Source organism: Catellatospora sp. IY07-71 (assembly GCF_018326265.1).
Classification (GTDB): Bacteria; Actinomycetota; Actinomycetes; order Mycobacteriales; family Micromonosporaceae; genus Catellatospora.
The window spans coordinates 7,809,299-7,832,065 of the sequence record NZ_AP023360.1; the positions used below are offsets into that span (position 1 = coordinate 7,809,299).

The window sequence follows — 22,767 nt, forward strand, 5'->3', positions numbered from 1 at the left end:
GGCGTTCATGGCTAATGCAGTACCGAACTCATCCGCCGTCGGGGCCGTGTTGCGCACTGCCGTGGTCGCGGCGCTGTTGCTGGTCGTCGCGGCGTGCGCGGGCCCGGCCGATCCGCCCGGCGAGCCGCCCGTGGCGACCTCGGGCGCCGCGGTGATGCCGTCGGTGACGGTGGTCCGCAGCGGCGGCATCGCGGGGGTGAACGACACGTTCATCGTCAACCCGGACGGGAGTTGGACGGCCACCGACAAGGCCGGGACCACGAAGTCCGGCAAGCTGAACGCCCAGCAGGCGCACGAGCTGCAGCGCCTGGCGACCGAGCCGGCGTTCGCCGCCGAGAGCAGGCAGCAGCGCGGGGAGACCAAGTGCGCGGACGCGTTCGCGTACAAGGTGACGGTGACCGGGGACGCCGGGCCGGTCCTGGTCTCGTTCAGCGACTGCCCCAGTGACGAAAATCTGCCACAGACCGCGATGGCGATCGCCGTGCTGGTCAGCGGGGCTGCCAGCAACTGATCTTCATCCAGACGCGTCGAAGGACAGGGCGCGGAGGACGTTTGCGTGTCGCCGTAACTGGTTAGAGTCGCGGCGATGATGCTGCTATTCCGCTCCCTGCGCCTGCGCCGCGCCGCCCGTGACCACTTCGGCTGGAACCGGCTGCGCCCCGCGCAGTTGGACGCCATGCGCGCCCTGCTGCGCGGCCGCGACGCGCTGGTGGTGCTGCCCACCGGTGGCGGAAAGTCGGCCGTCTACCAGGTCACCGCGTCCCTCCTGAAGGGACCGACCGTGGTGATCTCACCGCTGCTGGCCCTGCAGCACGACCAGATCGCCAACCTCAACGACCGCGGCAACCCGAAGCTGCGCGCGGTGCGCATCAGCTCCGTGGAGACCCCGGCCAAGCAGGCCGCGGCGCTGCAGGAGCTGCGCGAGGGGAAGGCGCGGTTCCTGTTCATCACCCCGGAGCAGCTCAGCTCGCCGGAGCGGCTGGCCGAGGTGAAGGCGCTGCGCCCGGCGCTGGTCGCGGTCGACGAGGCGCACTGCATCTCGTCGTGGGGCCACGACTTCCGCCCGGACTACCTGTCCATCGGGCACCTGATCCGGGGCCTGGGCCGCCCGCCGGTGGTGGCGCTGACCGCCACCGCGTCGCCGCCCATGCGCGACGACATCACCGCCCGGCTCGGCCTGCGCAAGCCGAAGATCGTGCTGACCGGCCTGGACCGGCCCAACCTGTTCCTGGAGGCCACGCACTGCCCCAGCGAGGACTACCGCTGGCGGCGCCTGCTGAAGCTGCTGGAGGAGGCCACCCCGCCCGGCATCGTGTACGTGCCGACCCGCCGCGCCGCCGAGGAGCTGGCCCAGCGGCTCACCGACGCCGGCTACGAGGCGATGGCCTACCACGGCGGCATGGCCGCGGGCGTGCGCGCGAAGGCGCACGAGGCGTTCCTGTCCGACCGGGTGCCGATCATGGTGGCGACGTCGGCCTTCGGCATGGGCATCGACAAGCCGAACATCCGGTTCGTGGTGCACATGGCGCTGCCCGACTCGCCCGACAGCTACCTGCAGGAGATCGGCCGGGCGGGCCGCGACGGCGAGCCCGCGCACGCGCTGCTGCTGCACCGCGCCGAGGACGTGGCGCTGCAGCGCTTCTTCAACGGCGGCGCGCCCGACCTGGCCGAGCTGCGCACCGTCGCCGCGGCCCTGCACAGCGGCCCGATCGGCAAGACCGCGCTGGCCAAGAACACCGGCTACGGCGCCCGCAAGCTCGCGGCATACCTCAGCCTGCTCGAACAGGTCGGCGCGGTGGCCACCGGCGCCAAGGGCGAGCTGAGCGTGCCGCGCTACGCGCCGCTGCCCGACCAGGCCGCCCGCGAGGCGCTGGCCGAACACGGGCGCTACCAGGCGGGCCAGCGCTCGCGTACGGACATGATGCGCCGCTTCGCCGAGATGCGCGGCTGCCGGGTGCAGGCGCTGCTGGGCTACTTCGGCGAGCAGCTGAACAACCCGTGCGGGCACTGCGACAGCTGCCACGAGGGCACCTCCGAGGTGGTCCCCGACGACGTGCCGTTCCCGTTGCACAGCACGGTCCGCCACGCGGGCTGGGGCATGGGCATGGTGCTCGGCTACGAGAAGGACCGGATGACGGTGCTGTTCGACGACGTGGGTTACAAGACCCTGTCGGTCGCGGTGGTCACGGCACAGAACCTGCTGATCCCGGAGCAGCGCTCCTGAGCGGTCACTTCTTGCCGAACATCCACCGGATCGCGGCGACGATCAGGAGGATCCCGATCACGATGCCGAAGAGTCTGGTGAACACGTCCTCACTCGTCACCGGCCCAGCCTAGCGGCCGGACCCCGGGCGGCGGGCATTGCGTATCCGCAAGCGTCAGTGTTTCATGACCACGGCGCACGGAGATCGCTCCGGCCGCCGGGGAGGGCGCGATGCTGGCACGGCTGGGCAGGGCGGCGGCGCGCGGGCGATACGTCGTCTGCGCGATCTGGACGGTGCTGGCGCTGGCCGGGGCGGTGCTCGGCGGCTCGGTGTACGACCGCACCGAGTCACCCGGCCGGCTGCGCCCGGACGCGCCCTCGACGCTGGCGCAGGCGCGGCTCGACGCGCTGGACCCGGAGGGCGAGACGGTCGTCGCGGTGATCGGCGGGCGGGATTTCCACGCCACCGCGCTGGTCGACAGCGCCACCCGGATCATGTTCGAGATCCGCGCCATCCCCGGCGTGGCCGAGGTGACTGACGCGTACACCGCGGGCTCCGGCATGATCGGACCCGAGCGGCAGAACTCCCTCGCGGTGATCGAGCTGCAGCCTGAGCTGAGCGACGACGAGGCGCTGGCCGTGGCCGAGCGGGTCGCCGCCGCGCTGCACCGCATCGACTCCCCCGAGATCCTCGTCGGCGGAAAGCTGCTGGCCGAGCGGGACTTCAACGACCAGGCCGTCGCCGACGCCGCGTTCGGCGAGTCGGTCGCGCTGGTCGTCCTGTGCGCGGCGCTGATCGTGATGCTGGGCGGGCTGGCCGCCGGGCTGCTGCCGCTGGGCGCGGCGCTGGCCGTGGTCGCGGGCACGCTGCTGGCACTGACCGGGCTGGCCGGCACGATGCCGGTCAGCGAGTACACCGTCAACGTGGTGACGCTGCTGGGCCTCGGCCTGGCCGTGGACTACAGCCTGCTGATCGTGGCCCGGTTCCGCGAGGAGCGGGCCGCCGATCCCGGCGCGCCCGTGCCCGAGCTGGTGGCCCGCACGGTCGCCACCGCCGGGCGCGCGGTGCTGGTGTCCGGGCTGGCCGTGGGCATCGCGCTGTCCGGGCTGTTCGTGTTCGCCGAGCCGCTGCTGGCCGCGATGGCGCTGGGCGGCGCGCTGGTGGTGGCCCTGGCCACGGCCGCCGGGCTGACCCTGGTGCCCGCGCTGGTCGCGATCGCGCACCGGCGCATCCCCGCGCCGGGCACACGCACCTGGGTGTGGCGTCGCGCGGCCCGCCGCGGCCCCGGGTTCCTGGCCCGATCCGCCGGGTACGCCCAGCGCCGTCCCGCCGTGGTGGCGCTCGCGGTCACCGTCGGCCTGCTGGTGCTCGCCCTGCCGCTGCTACGCGCGAACCTGGCCGACTCCGACGCCCGCTCCCTGCCCGCGACCAGCGCGGCGCGGCAGGCGTACGAGGTGGTCCAGCGCGACTTCGCCGACAGGTACCCGCAGCCGGTGCCGGTGCTGATCGAGGCGTCCGCGAGCGACCCGGCGACGGTCGCGCTGCTGGAGCGGATGCGCGCCGTGCCGGGGGTGACCGATGTGGACGTGCGGGAGGGCATACCCCCGCAGGCCACCGTCGCCGAGGTCGAGCTGCCCGGCGGGGCATCGGGTCCACAGGCTCAGCAGCTCGTGCGCGACCTGCGCGCGCTCGACCCGTCGCTCCAGGTCACCGGCCCCGCCGCGGAACTCGTCGATGCCAAGGACGCCACCGCCGCGCGGCTGCCGGCCGCGCTCGCCGTGGTCGTGCTCGCCACCGGGCTGCTGCTGTTCCTGCTCACCGGCTCGCTCGTGGTGCCGGTGAAGGCGCTGCTGATGAACCTGCTGACGCTGGCCGCGACGCTCGGCGTGCTGGTCGCGGTGTTCCAGTGGGGCTGGGGCGCGGGGCTGCTCGGCTTCACCCCGTGGGGCGCCCTGGACCTGACCACGCCCCTGCTGCTGTTCGTCTTCATCTTCGGCCTGTCCATGGACTACGAGGTCTTCCTGCTGGCCCGCATCCGCGAGGAGTGGCAGCGCCACGGCGACAACGACCGCGCGGTCCTCGCGGGGATCACCGCCACCGGCCCCGTGGTCACCGCCGCCGCCGTCTCGATCGGCATCGTCTTCCTCGGCTTCGCCCTCGGCGACCTGATCGCGGTCAAGGAGATCGGCGTCGGCATGGCGGTCGCCGTCCTGCTCGACGTCACCGTCGTCCGCGGCCTCCTCCTCCCCGCCCTCATGTCCCTCCTCGGCCGCACCAACTGGTGGCCCACCACCCACCCGTCCCCGTCCCCGCCCCCGCCTCCGCCCGCGCCCGCGCCCGCCCCAAGATCGTCCGACTTGCCTGGCAGACGGGCGAAAGCGCGCTCAAGATACGCCCAGGTGCCAGGCAAGTCGGACGATCTTGGGCGCGGTGACGGTTAGCGGCAGCGGCGGCCACGGCTCCGGAACACGCCTGCTGCCGCAGACCACAACTTCTGGGATGTAGCTACATCCCAGAAGTTGTGGTCCGGCGCGGATGACCTGCCGCTCGCGACCGGCGCTCGCCGGCACCCGCCGGGCGGCGCGCCTGCGGGCAGAGGGTCGTGACGCCGCCCGCGGCCGGGAGCCATGAGCGGGTTAGGGTCCCGTGTGACCTCGCTGCCCTGCCCCGACCCGACCCCGCTGCTACCCGAGCTGGTCCGGCACGCGGACGGCGAGGGGACCCTGCCCGCGCTGCTGTGGCGGGCCGGACCGGGCTGGCGGATGATCTCCAGCGCGGTGCTGGGCGGCGGGCTGGGTGAGCGGGAGTGGGTGCTGAACGCGCAGGTCGGACACGGATACACCCGGCTGGATCCGGATCGGCACCTGGCGGAGATCGCGCGTGAGCACGGGCTGAGCGGGCCGGGGGTCGGCCTGATGACCGCCGCCCGGGTCGCGGAGGGCGCCCACGCGGCCGACGGCGGGGCGGAGGCCGTGGTGACGGCCGGGATCGGGGTGTGCGGGTGGGCCGCGGACCCCGCCGCCGTACCACCCGGCCCGGTCGCCGTGCCGCGCGAGGTCCTGGTGCCGGGGACGATCAACATCGTCGTGGCGGTGCCGGTGGCGCTGTCGGACGCGGCGCTGGTCAACGCGGTGGCCACGGCGACCGAGGCCAAGGTGCAGGCACTGCGGGACGCGGGCTTCGACGCCTCGGGCACACCCACCGACGCGGTATGCGTGGCGGCCTGGCGGGCGGGGGAACCGACCACGTTCGCCGGGCCGCGCTCGGAGTGGGGATCGCGCCTGGCCAGAGCCGTGCATGCGGCGACCTACGAGGCCGCGGCCCGCTACCGCGACCGGCGACTTTCGCAGTAGCCACAAGAACTTTTGCCGATCTGTTCAGAAGATATGGACAGCGCGATCGAAAGCATCTAATGTTCCGATCCACCGATGTTTCGGGTGCGTTAATCGTCGGCGTCGATGACCACCCGCGCACGGACCGACGGTCACCGCGCGGGCAACGACCGCCGCGACCCGTCGGACACCCCCTCACCCCCGGGAGGAACGATGGGCAGACGACTGCTACGCCGGCTCCGCGGTCCCGTCCTTGCCACGCTGACCCTGGCCCTGGCCGGCGGCGTCTGGGCGGTCCCCGCCACCGCCGCGATACCCGCTCAGGAGCCCGGCGTCACGCTGCGCGTCTACGACCTGCAGGTGTCGCTGACCGAGCTGTGCACGCTCAAGGCCGCGCAGACCCCGAACGTCGACAAGCTCATGCCGACGGTCAACTGGACCACCGCCGCCGAGTTCGGATTCGAGGACCGCTTCCTCGCCCAGGTCATCGGCAACGTCAACATCACCACCGCCGGCTCCTACGCGTTCCGGCTCACCAGCGACGACGGCTCCGAGCTGAAGATCGACGGCGCCATGGTGATCGACCACGACGGGCTGCACGGCGCCACCGCCAAGGAGGGCGCGGTCACCCTGACCACCGGCTACCACGCCCTGAACGTCAACTTCTTCGAGGCGACCGGCGGCCAGCAGCTCACCCTGGAGTGGCGCCTGCCGGGCGCGAGCGCGTACACGCTGGTGCCGAACTCGGCGCTGAGCACGGACGCGGGTGTGGTGCGGGTGACCGCGCCCGGCCGCAAGGAGTGCGAGGGCGCGACCGACTCCGCCGGCGACGGGCTGCCGCTGACCGGCGTGCACCCCGGCTACACGCTGACCAACCTGCGCCCCGGCACGTTCCAGCCCAAGGTCACCGGCATGGACTGGCTGCCCGACGGCCGCCTGGTGGTCTGCACCTGGGGCGGCAACGACCAGTCCGGCACGTCCCAGGCCGGTGAGGTGTACATCCTCGGCGGCACGGGCGGGACCGGCGGTCCGTCCGGCGTCACCACCAAGAAGATCGCCGGCAACCTCAAGGAGCCGATGGGCCTCAAGGTGGTCGACGGCGTCGTCTACGTGTCCGAGAAGCAGCGGCTCACCCAGCTGCTGGACACCAACGGCGACGAGGTGGCCGACCAGTACAACACCATCGCGACCTGGCCGTGGGGCGGCAACTTCCACGAGTTCGCGTTCGGCCTGCTCTACGCCGACGGGTTCTTCTACCTGAACCTGTCCGTGTCGATCAACTACGGCGGCGCGACCACGGTCCCGCAGCCCGCGGTCAACCGGGGCACCTCCATCAAGGTGAACAAGGCGACCGGCGCGGTGTCCTACGTGGCCGGTGGCCTGCGTACGCCGCACGGCATCGGCTGGGGCCCCGAGGGCGGCGTCTTCGTCACCGACAACCAGGGCGGCTGGCTGCCCGCGTCCAAGCTGGTGCACATCAAGCAGGGCCGCTTCTTCAACCACTACACCACCCCGGCCGGGCAGTTCGACGCCGCGCCGGTGACGCCGCCGGTGCTGTGGATGCCGCAGAACGAGATCGCCAACTCGCCCAGCACCCCGTTGCTGCTGCCCAGCGGCCCGTACGCAGGGCAGTTCGTGATAGGCGACGTCACCTACGGCGGCCTGCAGCGGGCGTACGTGGAGAAGGTCAACGGGGAGTACCAGGGCGCGCTGTTCCGGATGACGCAGGGCCTGGAGGCGGGCGTCTCCGAGGTGGCGCTCGGCCCCGACGGTGCGATCTACGTCGGCGGCCTGGGCGCGGGCGGCAACTGGGGCCAGTCCGGCAAGCTCACCTACGGCCTGCAGAAACTCACCCCGAACGGCGCCGCCGTGTTCGACATCCTCGCCATGCGGGCCACCGGGACCGGCTTCGAGCTGGAGTACACCCAGCCCCTGTCGGCCGCGACCGCGGCGAGCCTGCTGTCGAGCTACAAGGTCAAGCAGTGGCGCTACCAGCCCACCGCCGACTACGGCGGCCCGAAGATCGACGAGCAGACGCTGACGCCCAGCGCGGCGACCCTGTCCGCCGACGGCAAGAAGGTCACGCTCACCGTGCCGGGCCTGCTCGCGGGCCGGGTGGTGCACGTGCGCTCGCCGCGCCCGTTCACCTCGACCAGCGGCCAGTCGCTGTGGAGCACCGAGGCGTGGTACACGCTCAACGCCATCCCGGGGCAGACCCCGCCCCCGGCCGACGGCGTCTACCAGGCCGAGAACGCCGTGCGCGGCGGGACCGCCAGTGTCGCCACCGACCACACCGGCTACACCGGCAGCGGCTTCGTCGCCGGCTACGGCAGCGTGGGCGCGAGCACCACGTTCACCGTGACGACCAGCTCGGCGGGGGTGTACCAGGCGGCCCTGCGCTACTCCAACGGGCCGAACCCGTCCGCCATGGCGAAGACGGTCAGCCTGTACGTCAACGGGACCAAGCTACGGCAGATCACCCTCGGCGCGACCCCGAACTGGGACACCTGGTCGGTGCACACCGAGAGCGTGGCGCTCAACGCCGGGGCCAACACCATCGCGTACAAGGTGGACACCGGCGACGTCGGGCACGTCAACCTGGACGCGCTGACCATCACCGGTGGCGCCGGGGCGATCGTCGGCACCGGCGGCAAGTGCCTCGACATCGACAACGCCGGAACGGCCAACGGCACGAAGATCCAGCTCTGGACCTGCAACGGCTCCAACGCCCAGCGCTGGGCCCGGGTCGGCAGCACGTTCCAGGCGCTGGGCAAGTGCCTGGACGTCGACAACGCGGGCACCGCCAACGGCACCAAGGTGCAGCTGTGGACCTGCAACGGCACCGGCTCGCAGGTCTGGCAGCCGCAGGCCGACGGCACCATCCTCAACCCGCAGTCGGGCAAGGTGCTCGACGCCCTGTCCGGCAGCTCCGCCGACGGCACCCAGATCCACATCTGGCAGGCCGCCGGGGTGCTCAGCCAGCGCTGGGTGGTGTCCGGCAGCGGGCAGCGCATCCAGCTGTTCGACGGCGACGACGTGGCGCTGTGGCAGACCACCGGCGGCGCGAACGCCACCTGGCCCTTCTCCGGCGGGTCGATGGAGTCGCTGGGCGGGGACATCCGCACCCGCCAGGCGTTCGGCGACTTCAAGCTGCACGTCGAGTGGCTGGAGCCGACCTACCCGAGCAACGTCACCGGGCAGGCGCGCGGGAACAGCGGCATCTACCTGCAGGACCGCTACGAGCTGCAGGTGCTCGACTCGTACGGCGACACCACGCTCGCCAACGACGAGGCGGGCTCGATCTACAGCCGCCGCGCGCCCGACCGCAACGCGGCCACCGCACCGGAGACCTGGCAGTCCTACGACATCATGTACCGGGCCGCCCGCTTCGACGGGTCCGGGAACAAGATCGCCGAGGCCAGGGTGACCATCGTGTGGAACGGCTTCGTGGTCCACAACGACGTGACCATCGCCGGGTCCACCGGCGGCGGCGCGGCCGAGAGCGCCGCTCCCGGCCCGATCCGCCTCCAGGACCACGGCGACGCGGGCGCCAACCCCCGCTTCCGCAACATCTGGCTCGAACCCCTCTGACCCACCGATCGCGGCGCCCGGCCCACCCGCCGGGCGCCGCCCCCACGCGGCGGGCGCTTGATCACTCGACTTGCCAGGCACATGGGCGAAAGCGCGTCCAAGATACGCCCGGGTGCCAGGCAAGTCGGAGGATCAAGCGCCCGCCGCGCGGCGTTCCGGCGCTCGGCGCTCGGATGGTCAGGCGGCCGCCGCGCGGGCCTTCACGGACGCGAGGTGGGCGGCCAGGTAGCGCAGTTCGGCGGGGCTGGGGGTGGCGTGGAGGGCGGCGGTGAAGGCCGCGGCGGCGGCGGGGAGGTCGCCGGCCAGTTCCAGCAGGTGGCCGCGGACGGCGGCGACGCGGTGGTGGCCGGGGAGGCGTTCGGCGACGGTGTCGAGCAGGGCCAGGCCGGCGGCGGGGCCGTGGACCATGGCGAGGGCCACCGCCCGGTTGAGGGTGACCATCGGGTTGTCCTGGAGGCGTGCCAGGACGCCGTAGAGGGCGAGGATCTGCGGCCAGTCGGTGTCCTCGGGGCGGGCGGCCTCGTCGTGCAGCGCGGCCACGGCCGCCTGCAGCTGGTACGGCCCGACGGCGTGCCGCCGCAGGGTCGCGCCGAGCAGGGCGGCGCCCTCGGCGATCAGCGCGCCGTCCCAGCGGGAGCGGTCCTGTTCGGGCAGTGGGATCAGCTCGCCGTGCGGGCCGGTGCGCGCGGCGCGGCGGGCGTCGGTGAGCAGCATGAGCGCGAGCAGCCCGGCGGTCTCGGTGTCGTCGGGCAGCAGCCGGTGCAGCATCCGGGCGAGCCGGATCGCCTCCCGGGACAGGTCGGGTCGCAGGAGGTCGTCGGCGGTGCTGCTCGCGTACCCCTCGTTGAAGATCAGATAGAGGACGTGCCGCACGCCCTCCACGCGGGCCTGCCACTGCGCCGGCTCGGGCATGGCGAAGGCCGCGCCGGAGGCGTGGACACGCTGCTTGGCGCGGCTGATGCGCTGTGCCATGGGCGCTTCCGGCACCAGGAACGCGTGCGCGATCTCGGCGGTGGACAGGCCGCCGACGGCACGCAGCGTCAGCGCGATCGCCGACGGCGCGGTGAGCGCGGGGTGGCCGCACATGAACAGCAGCCGCAGCGAGTCGTCGGCCGCGCTGTCCGGCTCGTCGGCGGCACCGGCCACGTCGCGCGGGTCCAGCGACACCGCGGTCTCCTCGCGGCGGCGACGGGCGTCGTCGGCCCGCCAGATGTTGATCAGGCGGCGTGCGGCGACCTGGATCAGCCAGGCCCGGGGGTGCTCCGGCACGCCCTCGCCCGGCCACTGCTGCGCCGCGGCCAGCAGCGCCTCCTGCACCGCGTCCTCGGCGCTGTCGAAGTCGCGGTAGCGGCGCACCACCGCGCCCAGCACCTGCGGCGCGAGCTCGCGCAGCAGGTCACCGAGCGCGGTGGGCGTCATCTGCGGCACCTACGCGTCGGCCGACGGGGCGCCGACGATCGGGCGCACCTCGATGGGGATGTTCAGCGGCGCCCCGCCCGCGCCGGGCGCGGCCGACGCGTGCGCGGCGATCGCGTACGCCCGCTCGGCCGAGTCCACGTCGACGATCCAGAAACCGATCAGGAACTCCTTGGCCTCGGCGAACGGCCCGTCGGTGACCACCGGCGCGCCCGCCTGCCCGGCCCGTACGATCCGGGCCTGGTCGGGGAACGTCAGGCCTTCGTTGAACACCATCTCGCCCGCGGCGCGCAGCTCGGCGTCGAACGCGTGCTGGAACTCGATGTGCGCCTTGACGTCCTCGGGCGACCAGCTCTCCATCCCGGCCGAGGTGTCGGCGGGCGTGTGCATCATCAGCATGTACTTCACGGTGGGGCTCCTCGTCTCCGGCGGCACCGTCGTGCGCCGCTCGCATCAGGTGGTCACAGCCGCCGCGCCGTTCTCGACACGCCTCGCGGAAAAATATCGCGGAATCTCGTCGCGGCCGTCCCGCACCGTCGTTGACCAGCATTGACCTGGGCGAACTCAATTCTCGACTAATCCTACCGGTGTTGTATAGAATGAACGGCGTCGCCGCTCCCCCACCCGAAAGGCGTACGCCATGAGTGACCTGACCCCGCAGCGCACCCCGTCCGGCCCCAGTGTCCCCCGCGCCCTGCGCGCCGCCCTCAGCGAGGACTGGCTCGCCACCGCCGTCGGCCTGCTGCTGCTCGCCCTCGTCCTGACCGGAGTCATCCCGACGGGCCTGGTGCCCTGATGGTCGCCACCACCCCCGACGTCGAGGCCGCGCCCCCCGCCGAGCGGCCCGCTCGCACCTGGCCGTGGCTGGTCCTCGGCCTGTTCATCGTGCTGCTTCTCGGCTCGCTCGCCCGCTGGCTGGAGGACGTGATCCCCGCCGCGGCCAAGGGCACCAGCCTGGAGAAGGTCGCCGCCGCGGTCGAATACCCGATCTACGCCATCGCGCTCGGCCTGATCGGCAACGTGATCGTCTACTACACCGGCCTGCGCGAGCGCATCGCCGACGCCGTACGCACCGAGTTCTTCATCAAGACCGGCCTGGTGCTGCTCGGCGCGTCGATCAACCTGAGCCTCATCGTCAAGGCGGCCGGTCCCGCGATCCTGCAGGCCCTGCTGCTGATCAGCAGCGTCTTCCTGATCGCGTGGTGGCTCGGCGGCCTGCTGGGCCTCGACGAGAAGCTGCGCGCGCTGCTGTCGGCGGCCGTGTCGATCTGCGGCGTGAGCGCCGCCATCGCCGCGGCGGGGGCCGTGCGGGCGCGGCGCGAGCAGCTCGCGTACGCCGCCAGCCTGGTCATCGTGTTCGCGCTGCCGTCGATCTTCCTGCTGCCGTGGCTGGCCGACGTGCTCCGGCTCGACCCCGCCGTCGCGGGCGCCTGGATCGGCGGCAACATCGACACCACAGCCGCGGTGACCGCCGCGGGCGCGCTGGCCGGCGAGCAGACCCTGCAGATCGCCACCATCGTCAAGGCCACCCAGAACGCGCTCATCGGCATCGTCGCGGTCGCGCTCACCGCGTACTTCGCGTTCAAGGTGGAGAAGACCGAGGACGCCGAGCGGCCGGGCCTGCGGCAGCTGTGGGACCGGTTCCCGAAGTTCGTGCTCGGCTTCATCGCCGCGTCGGCCACCGGCACCTGGTACGCCGGCACGGTCAGCGCGGCCGAGGCCAAGGCGACCATCGGCGTCGTCAACGACCTGCGCACCTGGTTCCTGATCCTCGCCTTCGTCAGCATCGGCCTGCAGCTGCGGGTCAGCGCCCTGCGCGAGGCGGGCTGGCGGCCGGTCGCCGTGTTCGGCGGGGCCGCCGTCGCCAACCTGGCCATCGGCCTCGCCCTCGCCGCCCTCCTCTTCACCGGCTTCACCGTCTGATCCGCCCGACCCCGTCGATCGTCCGATTTGCCTGGCACCTGGGCGTATCTTGCGCGTGGATTCGCCCATGTGCCAGGCAAGTCGGACGGTCTTGCCGGGCGGTGGGGCTTATCGTCGGCCGATGGACGTGCGAGCGCTGATCAGCGCCTTCAACGACGCCTGGAACGGGCACGATCTCAAGCACGCGCTCGAGCTGTGTACCGCGGACGTGGTCTTCGAGAGCACGAATCCCGCGCCGGACGGGCGGCGATTCGAGGGCCGCGACGAGGTCCGGGAGGCTTGGCGGCCGGTGTTCGAGCAGCTGGAAGGGCGGTTCGACATCGAGGAGCTGACCGTGGCCGAGGACCTGGCGGTGCAGCGGTGGCGGTATGACTGGGGCAGCGGGCACGTGCGCGGCGTCGACGTCATCCGCGTCCGGGACGGGCGGGTCGCCGAGAAGCTCTCGTACGTCAAGGGCTGACGCCTTGCACTTTCGGGGAAACTGCAGCACCGGTGGCCCGGTGGCGTGCAGTTTCCCCGAAAGTGCATCCCGGTCAGCCGAGGGGAGCGTCGAGCTGGGCGGGGTCCAGGGTGGGGGGTGGTGACGCGGGGGCCGGGTCGACGGCCCGCAGGAGTTTCGTGGGCTGGGGCACGGGCTCGTGTACGGGCGGCGGCGGCAGCGCCGTCGGCGGCTCCAGCGCAGGGTTCACCAGTGGCACGGCCGACGCCGAGGCGCTCGGCGACGGACCCGCCGACCCCGACGGCCACGGCACCGGCGATCCCGACGGCCACGGCGACTCCGATGGCGATCCCGACGGCCGTGGCTCGACCGACACACCCGGCGCGGCCGAAGGAGGCCCGGCCACGGGCGATGCCTGCGGCGTGGAGGGATCGGGCGACGGAGCCACCCCACCCGAAGGTGCGGACGGTGTGGCCGCTGGGTTCGCCCCGCTCGCCGAGGCCGACGGGACCGCCGACGGGTGCAGCGCGCCGGGCGAGGCCGACGGCATGGCCGAGGCGACCGGGGCGACCGGGGCGATCGGGGCGGCTGCCGCCGACGGGCCGGTGGACGGGCTCACGCTCTGGCTTGGCGACCGGCTCGGCGAGGCCGACGGTGCCGGGGAGGCCGCGGGCTTGGGCGAGGCGGAGGGCTTCGCCGAGGGGGACGGGACGAGATCCTTGTCGTCATCGTCGCCCCCGGAGCAGCCGCCGCAGCTGTAGTACAGGATGTCCCAGTGGTTGCCCTCGTCGGTGTAGATGTTCCCGGAGGGAGCCTTGTACTGGTAGCCCCAGCCGCGGATGTAGCCGACGTACTTGAAGTAGCGCTTGATGTACTTCCCGATGCAGGTGTACTTGCTGATGTCGATCTTCCAGCCGTTCCAGTGCGAGTACGTGCCGGAGCCGTGGCCGGTCTCGGTGCCGCCGGTGATCCGCAGGTCGCACCTGCTGGCCTTGCGCAGGGTGAGGACCCCGTCGACCGTGCTGCGGCGGATGCGCTCGAACGAGGTGCAGCTCGGCTTGTTGCGGTTGGAGCAGTTGCCGCTGGACCAGATGGAGATGCCGGCGTCGCGGAAGACGTCGACTGCCGAGCGGTGACTGAGGTACGCGGCGGCCTGGGCACCGGGGCCGGGCCAGCCGAGGATCAGGACGGTGGCGGTGGTCAGCAACAACAGACCACGTCGCACGGTGCGGCGCATGGCGACTCCGCTGGTAGGGGACGTGAACGGGTTGCCATGACGGTACCGAGATTCCCCACAAACCGGACAAGGTTTCGCAGAATCTACGAAATCTCCTCAGCCGAGCAGCCGGGCGACGGCGGTCGCGGCGGCCTCGTGCGCGTCCGCCGGCACCGAGGCGGCGTCGGGCCGCAGCAGTCCCGGACCACCGGCCAGCGCTCCGCCGGGATGGTGCGGGGCGAGGTTGAAGTGCAGGTGGGGCACCCGGTCGCCGAAGACGTACACGTAGACCTTGTCGGCGCCGGTCGCCTCGCGCAGTGCGGCCGTGGCCCGCGCCAGGACCGGCCCGAGCGTCGCCGCCTCCGGCCCGGCCAGGTCGGTGACGTACGGGATGTGCCGCCACGGCTCCAGATGGGCGAACCCGGCCACCGGCCCCTGCAGCAGCACCGACAACCGCCACCGCGCGTCGGCCCACACCCGCCGCCGCCGGAAGTACGCGTCCGCCTCAGCCACCCGGCACAGCAGACACTCCCCGTCCACCGCCGGATCCCCCGTCACCGCCATCCCGCCATTCTCCGCCCGCCCCGCGTGGCGTACCGCTCGCATGGCAGCCTGTACGGGTGATCAAAGCGGTGGTGTTCGACTGTGACGGCGTGCTGGTGGATTCCGAACGGATCAACAACACGCTCTTCGCGGAGCTGGTCACCCGGGCCGGGCTGCCCACCACGCTGGAGCAGAGCATCGCCCGCTACATGGGCCGGTCCACCGTCGAGTCGCTCGCCGACGTCGAGCGTGAGCTGGGCCGCCCCGTCGGCTTCGACCTGCCCGCCGAGTACGAGCGGCTCGCCCTGGCCCGCCAGCGCGACGGGCTGACCGCGGTCGACGGCGTACGCGAGCTGCTCGACCTGCTGCGCGAGGCGGCCGTGCCGGTGTGCGTGGCGTCCAGCGGCACCCCGCCCGAGATCGCGTTCCGGCTCGACCGCACCGGCCTGGCCGGCTACTTCGGCCCGCACGTGTACAGCGCGTCCATGGTGGCCCGGGGCAAGCCGGAGCCGGACCTGTTCCTGCTGGCGGCGGAGCGGATCGGCGTCGACCCGGCGGACTGCGTGCTGCTGGAGGACAGCCCCTACGGCGTGCGCGGCGGCAAGACCGCCGGGATGACCGTGATCGGCCACGCCGCCCTGGCCTCCGCCGACACCCTGCGCGCCGCGGGCGCCGACCACGTCGTCACCGCGATGACGCAGGTCCCGTCCCTGCTCGGCCTGGGCTGACCGGTCAGAGGGCGTGGACCGGGCCGGTGACGTGCTCGCCGACGCCGCGCAGGAAGGCCACCGGCTCGGCCAGGCCGGGCATCAGGTGCACGGCGGTCACGCCGAGCGCCGCGTAGGCGGCGAGCCGCTCGGCCAGCTCCGCGCCGCCCGCCGCGTCGGGGGTGATGGCGTCGCTCCAGGTCACCGTCTTGCGGATGCGGCCGTAGTCGGTGCCCTCACGCTCGCAGTGCACGGCCAGGATGTCCAGCTTCGCCTTGACCTGCTCCGGCGCGGAGTGCGGCCCGGCGAACAGGTTGCACGCGTCGGCGTACTTCGCGACCAGGCGCAGCGTCTTCTTCTCGCCCCCGCCGCCGATCATGATCGGCGGGTGCGGGCGGGTCAGCGGCTGCGGTGAGTTGACCGTCTCGGCGAGCCGGTAGTGCCGCCCCTCGAACGGCCCGTCGTCGTCGCTCCACATCTGGCGCACGATGCGCAGCGTCTCCTCCAGCCGCTCGAAGCGCTCCGCCACGGGCGGGAACGGCACCCCGTACGCGGCGTGCTCGCGCTCGTACCAGGCGGCGCCGAGGCCGAGCACGGCGCGCCCGCCGGACAGCACGTCCACCGTGGACACGATCTTCGCGAGCAGGGCGGGATGCCGGTAGGTGGCCCCGGTGACCAGCAGCTGCAGCCGCACGCCGGTGGTGTGCGCGGCGAGGAAGCCCAGCGTGGTGTAGCCCTCCAGCATCGGCGCGTCCGGCTCGCCCAGGCCCGCGCCCTCCATCTGGAGGTAGTGGTCCATCACCGACAGGTTGTCGATGCCCGCCTCCTCGGCCGCCCGCCCCGCCGCGGCAAGCGTCGGCGCGATCGCCGCGACGCCGCCCGGGTAGCTGAAGTTGACCAGGTGCACACCGATTTCCATGAGCTGCTCCGGGATCGCGACCGACTTGCGCGGACGGTCGATTTTATGCCGCACCGGGCGTTCCCGTGGGCGGTCGCCGGGATCGGCCCGCAGACGCCGGGCCGCTTCCGGTGGCACAATCGCCCGGTGCATCTCGACGACGTGTGGCTGCGCTACCGCCGCGGCGGCCCCTGGGTGCTGCAGCAGGTGACGGCCGAGCTGTCCGCCGGCGAGATCGCGGTGGTGCTCGGCCGCAACGGCGCCGGCAAGTCCACGCTGCTCCAGCTCATCGCGGGGGTGCTGCGCCCGTCGCGGGGCCGGGTGACCGGCCGTCCCGCCGCCGTCGGCTGGGTGCCCGAACGCTTCCCCGCCGACCAGCCGCACACCGTCTCGGCGTACCTGCATGCCATGGCCGCGGTCCGCGGCCTGCGCGGGGCCGCCGCCGGGCGGGCCGTGGACGGCTGGGTCGAGCGGCTCGGCCTCGGCGGGTTCCGCGACGTGAAGCTGCCGGAGCTGTCCAAGGGCACCGCGCAGAAGGTCGGCCTGGCCCAGGCCCTGCTCGTGCCGCCGGGGCTGCTGATCCTCGACGAGCCGTGGGAGGGCCTGGACGCCGCCACCCGCGAGCTGGTGCCCGCGATCGTGCTGGAGGTCGCCGCCGCCGGTGGCCGCGTGCTGGTCAGCGACCACCGCGGCGAGACGGTGCGGCTGCCGGGCGCGGCCCGGTGGACCGTCGCGGACGGCCGCCTGGCCGTCGCGCGCGCCGACGCCGCGCAGCACTGCGTGGTGGAGGTCGCGGTCAGCGCCGCCGACCTCGCGGGCGCGGTGGCGCTCCTGCGCGAGCAGGGACACCGCGTGCTGCGGGTACGCGAGGAGGTCGGCTCGTGATCGCACTGACCGGGATGCGGCTGCGCGCCTTCGTTCGCACCGGCCGGTCCGTGGCACCCCTGATCGCCGCCCTGGCCGTGCTGTCCGTCCTGTACGGCGGGGGCCGGGCCGAGGCCGGTGAGGCGTACGGTGCCTCCGCTCTGATCCTGTTCCCGGTGCTCGCCTGGCAGACGAAGATCCTGCTGGACGTGGAGCCGGACGTGCAGCGCCGCCTGGCCCGTGTCGCCGCCGGCTCGGCGGCCCGCGAGATCACGGCCGGGCTGCTCGCCGCCGCCGTCGCCGGGCTGGGCACCATCGTGATCGCGCTGGCCCTGCCGTGGCTGGTGCAGGGCGTCAAGCCCGACCCGGCCGGTCTCGGGGGCGACGTGGCCGCGGTCGCCCTCGGGTTCGGCGTGCACCTGCTGGCCCTGCTCCCGGCGGTGGCGCTGGGCGGGCTGGCCTGTCGCGCGGTCACCCGCAGCGCGGGCAACGGTGTCGCGGTGCTGGTCACCGGCTCGGTGCTGGCGATCGTGCTGGGGCTGCAGGGCTCCCCCGTCCCGTGGCTCGTGCCGCCGCTGATGGCCACCGCCCGCTTCACCGCCTCCGGCAGCGGCGCCGCCACCGCCCTGTGGCTGACCGCCCACGCCCTCCTGTGGTCGGCGGCGGCGCTCGCCCTGTACTCCCGCCTGCGCCGCACCCGCGCCTGACCGCTGCCCGTGCTGAGGGCTGCCGCCGCGCAAAGGCGGGAGCCCTGATCCTGGGTGGTTCCGGCTGGCAGAATGACCCGGGTGGCGCGCTTTCGATCATGGGACGGGACCGAGCTGGCCTACCGGGTGACCGGGGACGGACCGCACCTGGTGTGCGTGCCGGGCGGGCCCGGCCAGGCCGTGGCGTACCTCGGCGACCTGGGCGGCCTGTCCGCCACCCGCACGCTGATCCTGCTGGACAACCGCGGCACCGGCGACTCCGCGATCCCCGCCGACCCGGCGACGTACCGGGTGGACCGGATCGCCGACGACGTCGAGGCGCTGCGCGCCCACCTCGGCCTGGACACCATGGACCTGCTCGGCCACTCCGCCGGCGGCGGGACCTGCATGCTGTACGCCGCCGCCCACCCCGCCCGCCTGCGCCGCCTGGTCCTGGTCGCCCCGTCGCTGCGGGTGCTCGGCCTGCAGTCCGACGTGGACCTGGCGCACGTGCTCGCCGAACGTTCGCACGAGCCGTGGATCGACGAGGCCGCCGCCGCGCTCACCGCCGAGGCCGCCGACGAGCAGGACCTCGAACGGCTGCGCATGCTCGCGGCCCCGCTGCTGTACGGCCGGTGGGACGACGCCGCTCGCGCCCAGGCCGCCGCCGAGCCCGCCCAGTTCGCCCGCGCCGCCACCGACGGCTTCTACGCGGGCTTCGACCCGGACCCGACGCTGCCCGAGCGGCTGGCCGCGCTCGCCGTGCCGACCCTGCTGGTGGCCGGCGAGCACGACATCTGGCCCACCCGGCACGCGATGCGGCAGCTAGCCGCGCTGCTCACCGCGTCGCGGCTGACGGTGCAACCGGGCGCGGGTCACTTTCCGTGGGTGGACGATCCGCGGGCGTTCGCGGCGTCGGTGGAGGGGTTCCTCGCCGCAGCGCCAGCATGAGCCCGCCCGCGAGCAGGCCCCAGAACGCGGCGCCCACGCCCAGCAGCACCACCCCGGACGCGGTCACCGCGAAGGTGACCACGGCGGCCTCCCGCCCGCGCTCCTCGGCCACGGCCGAGGCCAGCGCCGAACCCAGCGCCCCGAGCAGCGCCAGACCCGCCACCGCCTCGACGAGCACCGGCGGCGAGCCGAGCACGAACGCGGTCGCCGCGCCCGCGCCCAGCCCCAGCGTGATCATGCCGATGCCCGCGGTCACCGACGCGATCCAGCGGCGGCGCGGGTCCGGGTGCGCGTCGGGGCCCGCGGCCAGCGCGGCCGTGATCGCGGCGAGGTTCACCGCGTGTGAGCCGAACGGCGCGGCGACCGCGGTGGCCACGCCGGTGCCGAGCAGGATGCCGCGCAGCGGCGGGGTGTAGCCGTACCCCTGCAGCACCGCCATGCCGGGCACGTTCTGCGAGGCCATGGTGACCAGGAACAGCGGCAGCGCCAGGCTGACCAGCGCCTGCCAGGTGAACACCGGCGCGGTCAGGGCCGGCTCGGGCACGGCGGCCGCGCCCCGCAGCGCCTCCGGCGCGTCCAGCGCGATCACCACCACGGCCGTGATCAGCGCGGCGGGCACGGCCCAGGAGCGGGCGAAACGGCTCAGCACCGCCCACACCAGCACCACCGGGATCGCCAGCAGCGGCACGTCCACCAGCGCCCGGACCGGGGCCAGGCACAGGTTCAGCAGCACGCCCGCCAGCATGGCCGCCGCGATCGGGCGCGGGATGGCCGCGATCGCCCGGCCCAGCGCCGGGAACAGCCCCGCCGCGATGATCAGCGCTCCGGTGACCAGGAACGCGCCGACCGCCGCGGCGAACCCGCCGTCGACGGCACCCGTCGCGGCCAGCAGCGCCGCACCCGGGGTCGACCAGGCGATGCTGATCGGGATGCGGTGCCGCAGGCCCAGCACGAGCGCGGTGACGCCGGACGCGACGCATACGGCGAGCAGGCCGGACGCGGCCTGGCGCTCGTCGGCGCCCACCGCCCGCAGCCCGGCCAGCACCACGGCGAACGTGCTCGCGAACCCGACCACGGCCGTCACCACGCCGGCCAGCACCGGCTGCACCACCCTGCCCACGGCACCCTCCGCCTTTCCAGCCCGCCAAGCCCAGCCCGCGCGCGACGGTGCGCGGCGGCCCGTGATCGGCGGTGCGGGTGCGTTCCGCAAACGGAACGGCCCTTCGTGGTGCACGATAGCCGGGTGAGTTCGCGTGCGGCAAGCGGTCGGCCGGCCCTGGAGCCCGGCGCGGAAGGGGTCGGCGCACGCCTGCGCAGGCTGCGCGAGCAGGCCGGCGTCTCGCTGTCCGAGCTGGCGCGGCGGGCGAACGTGGGCAAGGCCACGCTGTCCGGCCTGGAGAACGGCACCCGCAACCCGACCCTGGAGACGCTGTGGTCGGTGACCGCCGCGCTCGGCGTGCCGATCACGACCCTGCTCGCCGGTCAGCGGTCGGGGGTGGTGCGCGGCACCGCGGTCGAGGCGACGCTGCTGCAGGTCTTCGACGACGGGCCGGTGACGTACGAGCTCTACCGCATGGTCGTGCCGCCCGGCCCGGCGCAGGCCTCCCCCGCCCACCACACCGGCGTGACCGAGCACGTCACCGTGTTCAGCGGCGTGCTCCAGGCGGGCCCGGCCGACGCCCCGCTGCTGGCCGGTCCGGGCGAGCACATCTCGTGGACCTCGGACGTGCCGCACCGCTACGCCGCCGTCGGCGACGAGCCGGTCCAGGCGAGCCTGCTCATCCGCTACCCCCGGACGGCGAATCCGCAGCCCTGACCAGGTGCGCGAGGGGGTCCGCATTGGAGTGGGGCGGCCCGCCGATCCGTGGTCGGGCAAAGGTTTCCGACAGTTCGGTACCTTTCCCGGGCGTACGCCGTTAAGCGGGGTGACGGCAGGAGAACGCTATGTCACGGCCGCAACCACGACCCCGATCCGGCACCGACGTACGGCACCTATCCCGCGGCACCACCTATGTCGGGCGCACGGCGATCCAGAGCCGCGCCCTGGCCATGGTGACCGAGGGCAGAACCCGCTGGAGCGAGCACCACATGCAGGTCCACGGCGTGTGCGACCGCTGCGGGCACACCTATCCGTGCGAGGACGCGCTGCAGGCGGCCTGGCAGATCGTGTACTGGGAGCCCTACCTGCCCGAGCCGGGGCTGGTGCGGCCGTACGTCGTCGCGGAGTGGGACCCCGGCGACCTTCCCTAGCGCCGCGCCCACGTCCCGGTCCCGGACGAACCCATCAGTCGATCATGAAGTTAGGGCAGCGACACACCGCCGAACACGCCCCTAAGTTCATGATCAACGGGGTGGTGTTGCGCCCCGGATATGCGCACATTTCCTAGAATGGGCATCGACTTGGTGACGGGTTCACACTAGCATCCATGTAGTTGAATTCGTGCGCATTCGAGGGGGCGACGATGGCGACCGGGCATGACGTGGTGCAGGCGCGGACCTACCCGTTCGGTGATCCGGATCGGCTCAATCTGAATCCGATGTATGCGCAGCTGCGCCGCGACGAGCCGCTGACCAGGGTGCGGCTGCCGTTCGGGGAGGAGGCGTGGCTGGCGACGCGGTATGACGACGTGCGGATGGTGCTCGGAGACGCCCGGTTCAGCCGGGCGGCGAGCGTCGGGCGCGACGAGCCGCGCACCCACCCGCACCAGAACGACTCCGGCATGCTCGCCATGGACCCGCCCGAGCACACCCGGCTGCGCAAGCTCATCGCGAAGGCGTTCACGGCACGCCGCGTCGAGCTGCTGCGCCCGCGCACCCAGGAGATCGCGAACGGCCTGCTCGACGACATGGAGCGGCACGGCTCCCCCGCCGACCTGGTCGAGCACTTCGCCGACGTGCTGCCCGTCGCCGTCATCTGCGAGCTGCTCGGGGTGCCCTTCGCCGACCGGGCGAAGTTCCAGACCTGGTCCGAGGCGATCATCTCGACCACCTCGCTGACCCCGCAGCAGATCATGGAGTACCTCGGCAACCTGCACGGCTACATCGCGGGCCTGATCGCCCAGCGCCGCATCCAGGAGACCGACGACCTGCTCAGTGCCATGGTCAAGGCCCGGGACGAGGACGAGGACCGGCTCACCGAGCAGGAGCTGGTGCAGCTGTCCGCCGGCCTGCTCGCGGCCGGGCACGAGACCACCGTGACCCAACTACCCAACTTCATGTACGTGCTGCTCACCAACCCCGACCGGCTCGCCGAGCTGCGCGACGACCCCTCGCTCATCCCGGCCGCCGTGGACGAGCTGATGCGCTACATCCCGCTCGGCACCGCCGCCGCGTTCGCCCGCTACGCCACCGAGGACATCGAGGTGGGCGGGGTGCTGGTGCGGGCCGGGGAGCCGGTGTTGGGCGCGCTCGCCTCCGCCAACCGCGACGAGCGCGTCTTCAGCGACCCCGACGAGCTGGATTTCCACCGCGAGAGCAACCCGCACCTCGGCTTCGGCCACGGCCCGCACCACTGCGTCGGCGCCCAGCTCGCCCGGCTGGAGCTGCAGGTCGCGCTGCACGCGCTGATCACCCGTTTCCCGAAGCTGCACCTGGCGGTCGCCGAGGAGGAGCTGCCGTGGAAGAAGGGCATGCTGGTGCGTGGTCTCAAGAAGCTGCCGGTGGCCTGGTGAGCGGCCAGTGGCGGGTCTCCGTCGACCGCGACCGCTGCATCGGCTCCGGCCTGTGCGCCGGCACCGCGCCCGAGCACTTCCAGCTCGTCGACAAGAAGTCCACCCCGCTGCGTGAGCTGGTCGAGCCCGACGAGGCGGTCAGCGATGCCGCCGACTGCTGCCCCGTCGAGGCCATCCTCGTCACCGACGCCGCCACCGGCGACACCGTCGCGCCCGGCTGAGCCCGGTGGGTGAGATGGGCGACAGTGCGCGGGGGTGCGGACGCGGCTGATTCGGTCATCGTGCTTCCGGCTGCGTACAGTTTCCGGGCGAGGTTGGCAGGCGAG

The 22,767-nt window shown here is 73.2% G+C and carries 23 protein-coding genes; 17 read left to right on the plus strand and 6 right to left on the minus strand.

Going from position 1 to position 22,767, the window contains the following annotated elements:
- Positions 1 to 7: 7 nt before the first annotated feature.
- The 5 genes from CS0771_RS34980 (at position 8) to CS0771_RS35000 (ending at position 9,127) form a co-directional block, all read left to right on the plus strand.
- Positions 8 to 511: a protealysin inhibitor emfourin gene (locus CS0771_RS34980; RefSeq protein WP_212844984.1), complete on the plus strand. Its 504-nt coding sequence runs from the start codon at positions 8 to 10 to the stop codon at positions 509 to 511.
- A 75-nt stretch (positions 512 to 586) separates the two neighbouring features.
- Positions 587 to 2,224 carry an ATP-dependent DNA helicase RecQ gene (locus tag CS0771_RS34985; protein ID WP_212844985.1) on the plus strand — a complete coding sequence of 546 codons (1,638 nt, stop codon included), beginning with the start codon at positions 587 to 589 and terminating at the stop codon, positions 2,222 to 2,224.
- 210 nt (positions 2,225 to 2,434) lie between these two features.
- Entirely contained in the window at positions 2,435 to 4,645 is a 2,211-nt protein-coding gene (locus CS0771_RS34990; protein ID WP_212844986.1) for an MMPL family transporter, read from the plus strand.
- 207 nt (positions 4,646 to 4,852) lie between these two features.
- Positions 4,853 to 5,557, plus strand: coding sequence for an adenosylcobinamide amidohydrolase (locus tag CS0771_RS34995; protein ID WP_244871214.1), 705 nt, complete (start codon positions 4,853 to 4,855; stop codon positions 5,555 to 5,557).
- A 192-nt stretch (positions 5,558 to 5,749) separates the two neighbouring features.
- A complete protein-coding gene (locus tag CS0771_RS35000; RefSeq protein ID WP_212844988.1) occupies positions 5,750 to 9,127 on the plus strand; it encodes a family 16 glycoside hydrolase in 3,378 nt (1,125 codons plus the stop codon).
- 177 nt (positions 9,128 to 9,304) lie between these two features.
- On the opposite strand, the gene CS0771_RS35005 is transcribed toward CS0771_RS35000, so the two are convergent.
- Together CS0771_RS35005 and CS0771_RS35010 are read right to left on the minus strand one after the other, a co-directional pair.
- Positions 9,305 to 10,546: an RNA polymerase sigma factor gene (locus CS0771_RS35005; protein ID WP_212844989.1), complete on the minus strand. Its 1,242-nt coding sequence runs from the start codon at positions 10,544 to 10,546 to the stop codon at positions 9,305 to 9,307.
- 9 nt (positions 10,547 to 10,555) lie between these two features.
- A complete protein-coding gene (locus CS0771_RS35010) occupies positions 10,556 to 10,942 on the minus strand; it encodes a YciI family protein (protein ID WP_212846210.1) in 387 nt (128 codons plus the stop codon).
- On the opposite strand from CS0771_RS35010, the gene CS0771_RS35015 reads away from it, so the two are divergent.
- The 4 genes from CS0771_RS35015 to CS0771_RS35030 all read left to right on the plus strand — a co-directional run bounded on the left by CS0771_RS35015 (position 10,941) and on the right by CS0771_RS35030 (position 12,926).
- Positions 10,941 to 11,096, plus strand: a complete 156-nt coding sequence (locus CS0771_RS35015; RefSeq protein ID WP_212844990.1) for a hypothetical protein — start codon at positions 10,941 to 10,943, stop codon at positions 11,094 to 11,096. The two genes, CS0771_RS35010 and CS0771_RS35015, sit on opposite strands and share 2 nt — an antisense overlap.
- Positions 11,097 to 11,183: 87 nt before the next feature.
- Positions 11,184 to 11,339, plus strand: coding sequence for a hypothetical protein (locus CS0771_RS35020; RefSeq protein WP_203746390.1), 156 nt, complete (start codon positions 11,184 to 11,186; stop codon positions 11,337 to 11,339).
- Positions 11,339 to 12,466 carry a YeiH family protein gene (locus CS0771_RS35025; RefSeq protein WP_212844991.1) on the plus strand — a complete coding sequence of 376 codons (1,128 nt, stop codon included), beginning with the start codon at positions 11,339 to 11,341 and terminating at the stop codon, positions 12,464 to 12,466. Before CS0771_RS35020 ends, CS0771_RS35025 begins: the two co-directional genes overlap by 1 nt.
- A 121-nt stretch (positions 12,467 to 12,587) precedes the next feature.
- On the plus strand, positions 12,588 to 12,926 hold the full coding sequence (locus tag CS0771_RS35030) for a nuclear transport factor 2 family protein (RefSeq protein WP_212844992.1): 339 nt from the start codon (positions 12,588 to 12,590) through the stop codon (positions 12,924 to 12,926).
- 73 nt (positions 12,927 to 12,999) lie between these two features.
- Here CS0771_RS35030 and CS0771_RS35035 read toward each other — a convergent pair whose 3' ends face one another.
- A complete protein-coding gene (locus CS0771_RS35035) occupies positions 13,000 to 14,142 on the minus strand; it encodes a hypothetical protein (protein WP_212844993.1) in 1,143 nt (380 codons plus the stop codon).
- 96 nt (positions 14,143 to 14,238) lie between these two features.
- A complete protein-coding gene (locus CS0771_RS35040; RefSeq protein WP_212844994.1) occupies positions 14,239 to 14,685 on the minus strand; it encodes an HIT family protein in 447 nt (148 codons plus the stop codon).
- Between the two features lie 56 nt (positions 14,686 to 14,741).
- Here CS0771_RS35040 and CS0771_RS35045 point away from each other — a divergent pair, with 56 nt between their 5' ends.
- Complete coding sequence (locus CS0771_RS35045; RefSeq protein WP_212844995.1) at positions 14,742 to 15,392, plus strand: HAD family phosphatase; 651 nt, start codon at positions 14,742 to 14,744, stop codon at positions 15,390 to 15,392.
- Between the two features lie 4 nt (positions 15,393 to 15,396).
- On the opposite strand, the gene CS0771_RS35050 is transcribed toward CS0771_RS35045, so the two are convergent.
- Positions 15,397 to 16,290: an LLM class F420-dependent oxidoreductase gene (locus CS0771_RS35050; RefSeq protein WP_212844996.1), complete on the minus strand. Its 894-nt coding sequence runs from the start codon at positions 16,288 to 16,290 to the stop codon at positions 15,397 to 15,399.
- A 126-nt stretch (positions 16,291 to 16,416) separates the two neighbouring features.
- Between CS0771_RS35050 and CS0771_RS35055 the strand changes: the two genes are divergently transcribed.
- The 3 genes from CS0771_RS35055 (at position 16,417) to CS0771_RS35065 (ending at position 18,770) form a co-directional block, all read left to right on the plus strand.
- On the plus strand, positions 16,417 to 17,154 hold the full coding sequence (locus CS0771_RS35055; protein ID WP_212844997.1) for an ATP-binding cassette domain-containing protein: 738 nt from the start codon (positions 16,417 to 16,419) through the stop codon (positions 17,152 to 17,154).
- A complete protein-coding gene (locus tag CS0771_RS35060; RefSeq protein ID WP_212844998.1) occupies positions 17,151 to 17,840 on the plus strand; it encodes a hypothetical protein in 690 nt (229 codons plus the stop codon). Before CS0771_RS35055 ends, CS0771_RS35060 begins: the two co-directional genes overlap by 4 nt.
- Positions 17,841 to 18,020: 180 nt before the next feature.
- Positions 18,021 to 18,770: an alpha/beta fold hydrolase gene (locus CS0771_RS35065; protein ID WP_244871440.1), complete on the plus strand. Its 750-nt coding sequence runs from the start codon at positions 18,021 to 18,023 to the stop codon at positions 18,768 to 18,770.
- Here CS0771_RS35065 and CS0771_RS35070 read toward each other — a convergent pair.
- A complete protein-coding gene (locus tag CS0771_RS35070) occupies positions 18,658 to 19,890 on the minus strand; it encodes a benzoate/H(+) symporter BenE family transporter (protein ID WP_212845000.1) in 1,233 nt (410 codons plus the stop codon). The two genes, CS0771_RS35065 and CS0771_RS35070, sit on opposite strands and share 113 nt — an antisense overlap.
- 123 nt (positions 19,891 to 20,013) lie before the next feature.
- Here CS0771_RS35070 and CS0771_RS35075 point away from each other — a divergent pair, with 123 nt between their 5' ends.
- The 4 genes from CS0771_RS35075 (at position 20,014) to CS0771_RS35090 (ending at position 22,662) form a co-directional block, all read left to right on the plus strand.
- Entirely contained in the window at positions 20,014 to 20,586 is a 573-nt protein-coding gene (locus tag CS0771_RS35075) for a helix-turn-helix domain-containing protein (RefSeq protein ID WP_212845001.1), read from the plus strand.
- Positions 20,587 to 20,714: 128 nt separating this feature from the next.
- Complete coding sequence (locus tag CS0771_RS35080) at positions 20,715 to 21,020, plus strand: hypothetical protein (RefSeq protein WP_203746377.1); 306 nt, start codon at positions 20,715 to 20,717, stop codon at positions 21,018 to 21,020.
- A 212-nt stretch (positions 21,021 to 21,232) separates the two neighbouring features.
- A complete protein-coding gene (locus CS0771_RS35085) occupies positions 21,233 to 22,441 on the plus strand; it encodes a cytochrome P450 (protein WP_212845002.1) in 1,209 nt (402 codons plus the stop codon).
- Positions 22,438 to 22,662, plus strand: a complete 225-nt coding sequence (locus CS0771_RS35090; protein WP_212845003.1) for a ferredoxin — start codon at positions 22,438 to 22,440, stop codon at positions 22,660 to 22,662. Before CS0771_RS35085 ends, CS0771_RS35090 begins: the two co-directional genes overlap by 4 nt.
- Positions 22,663 to 22,767: the final 105 nt, after the last annotated feature.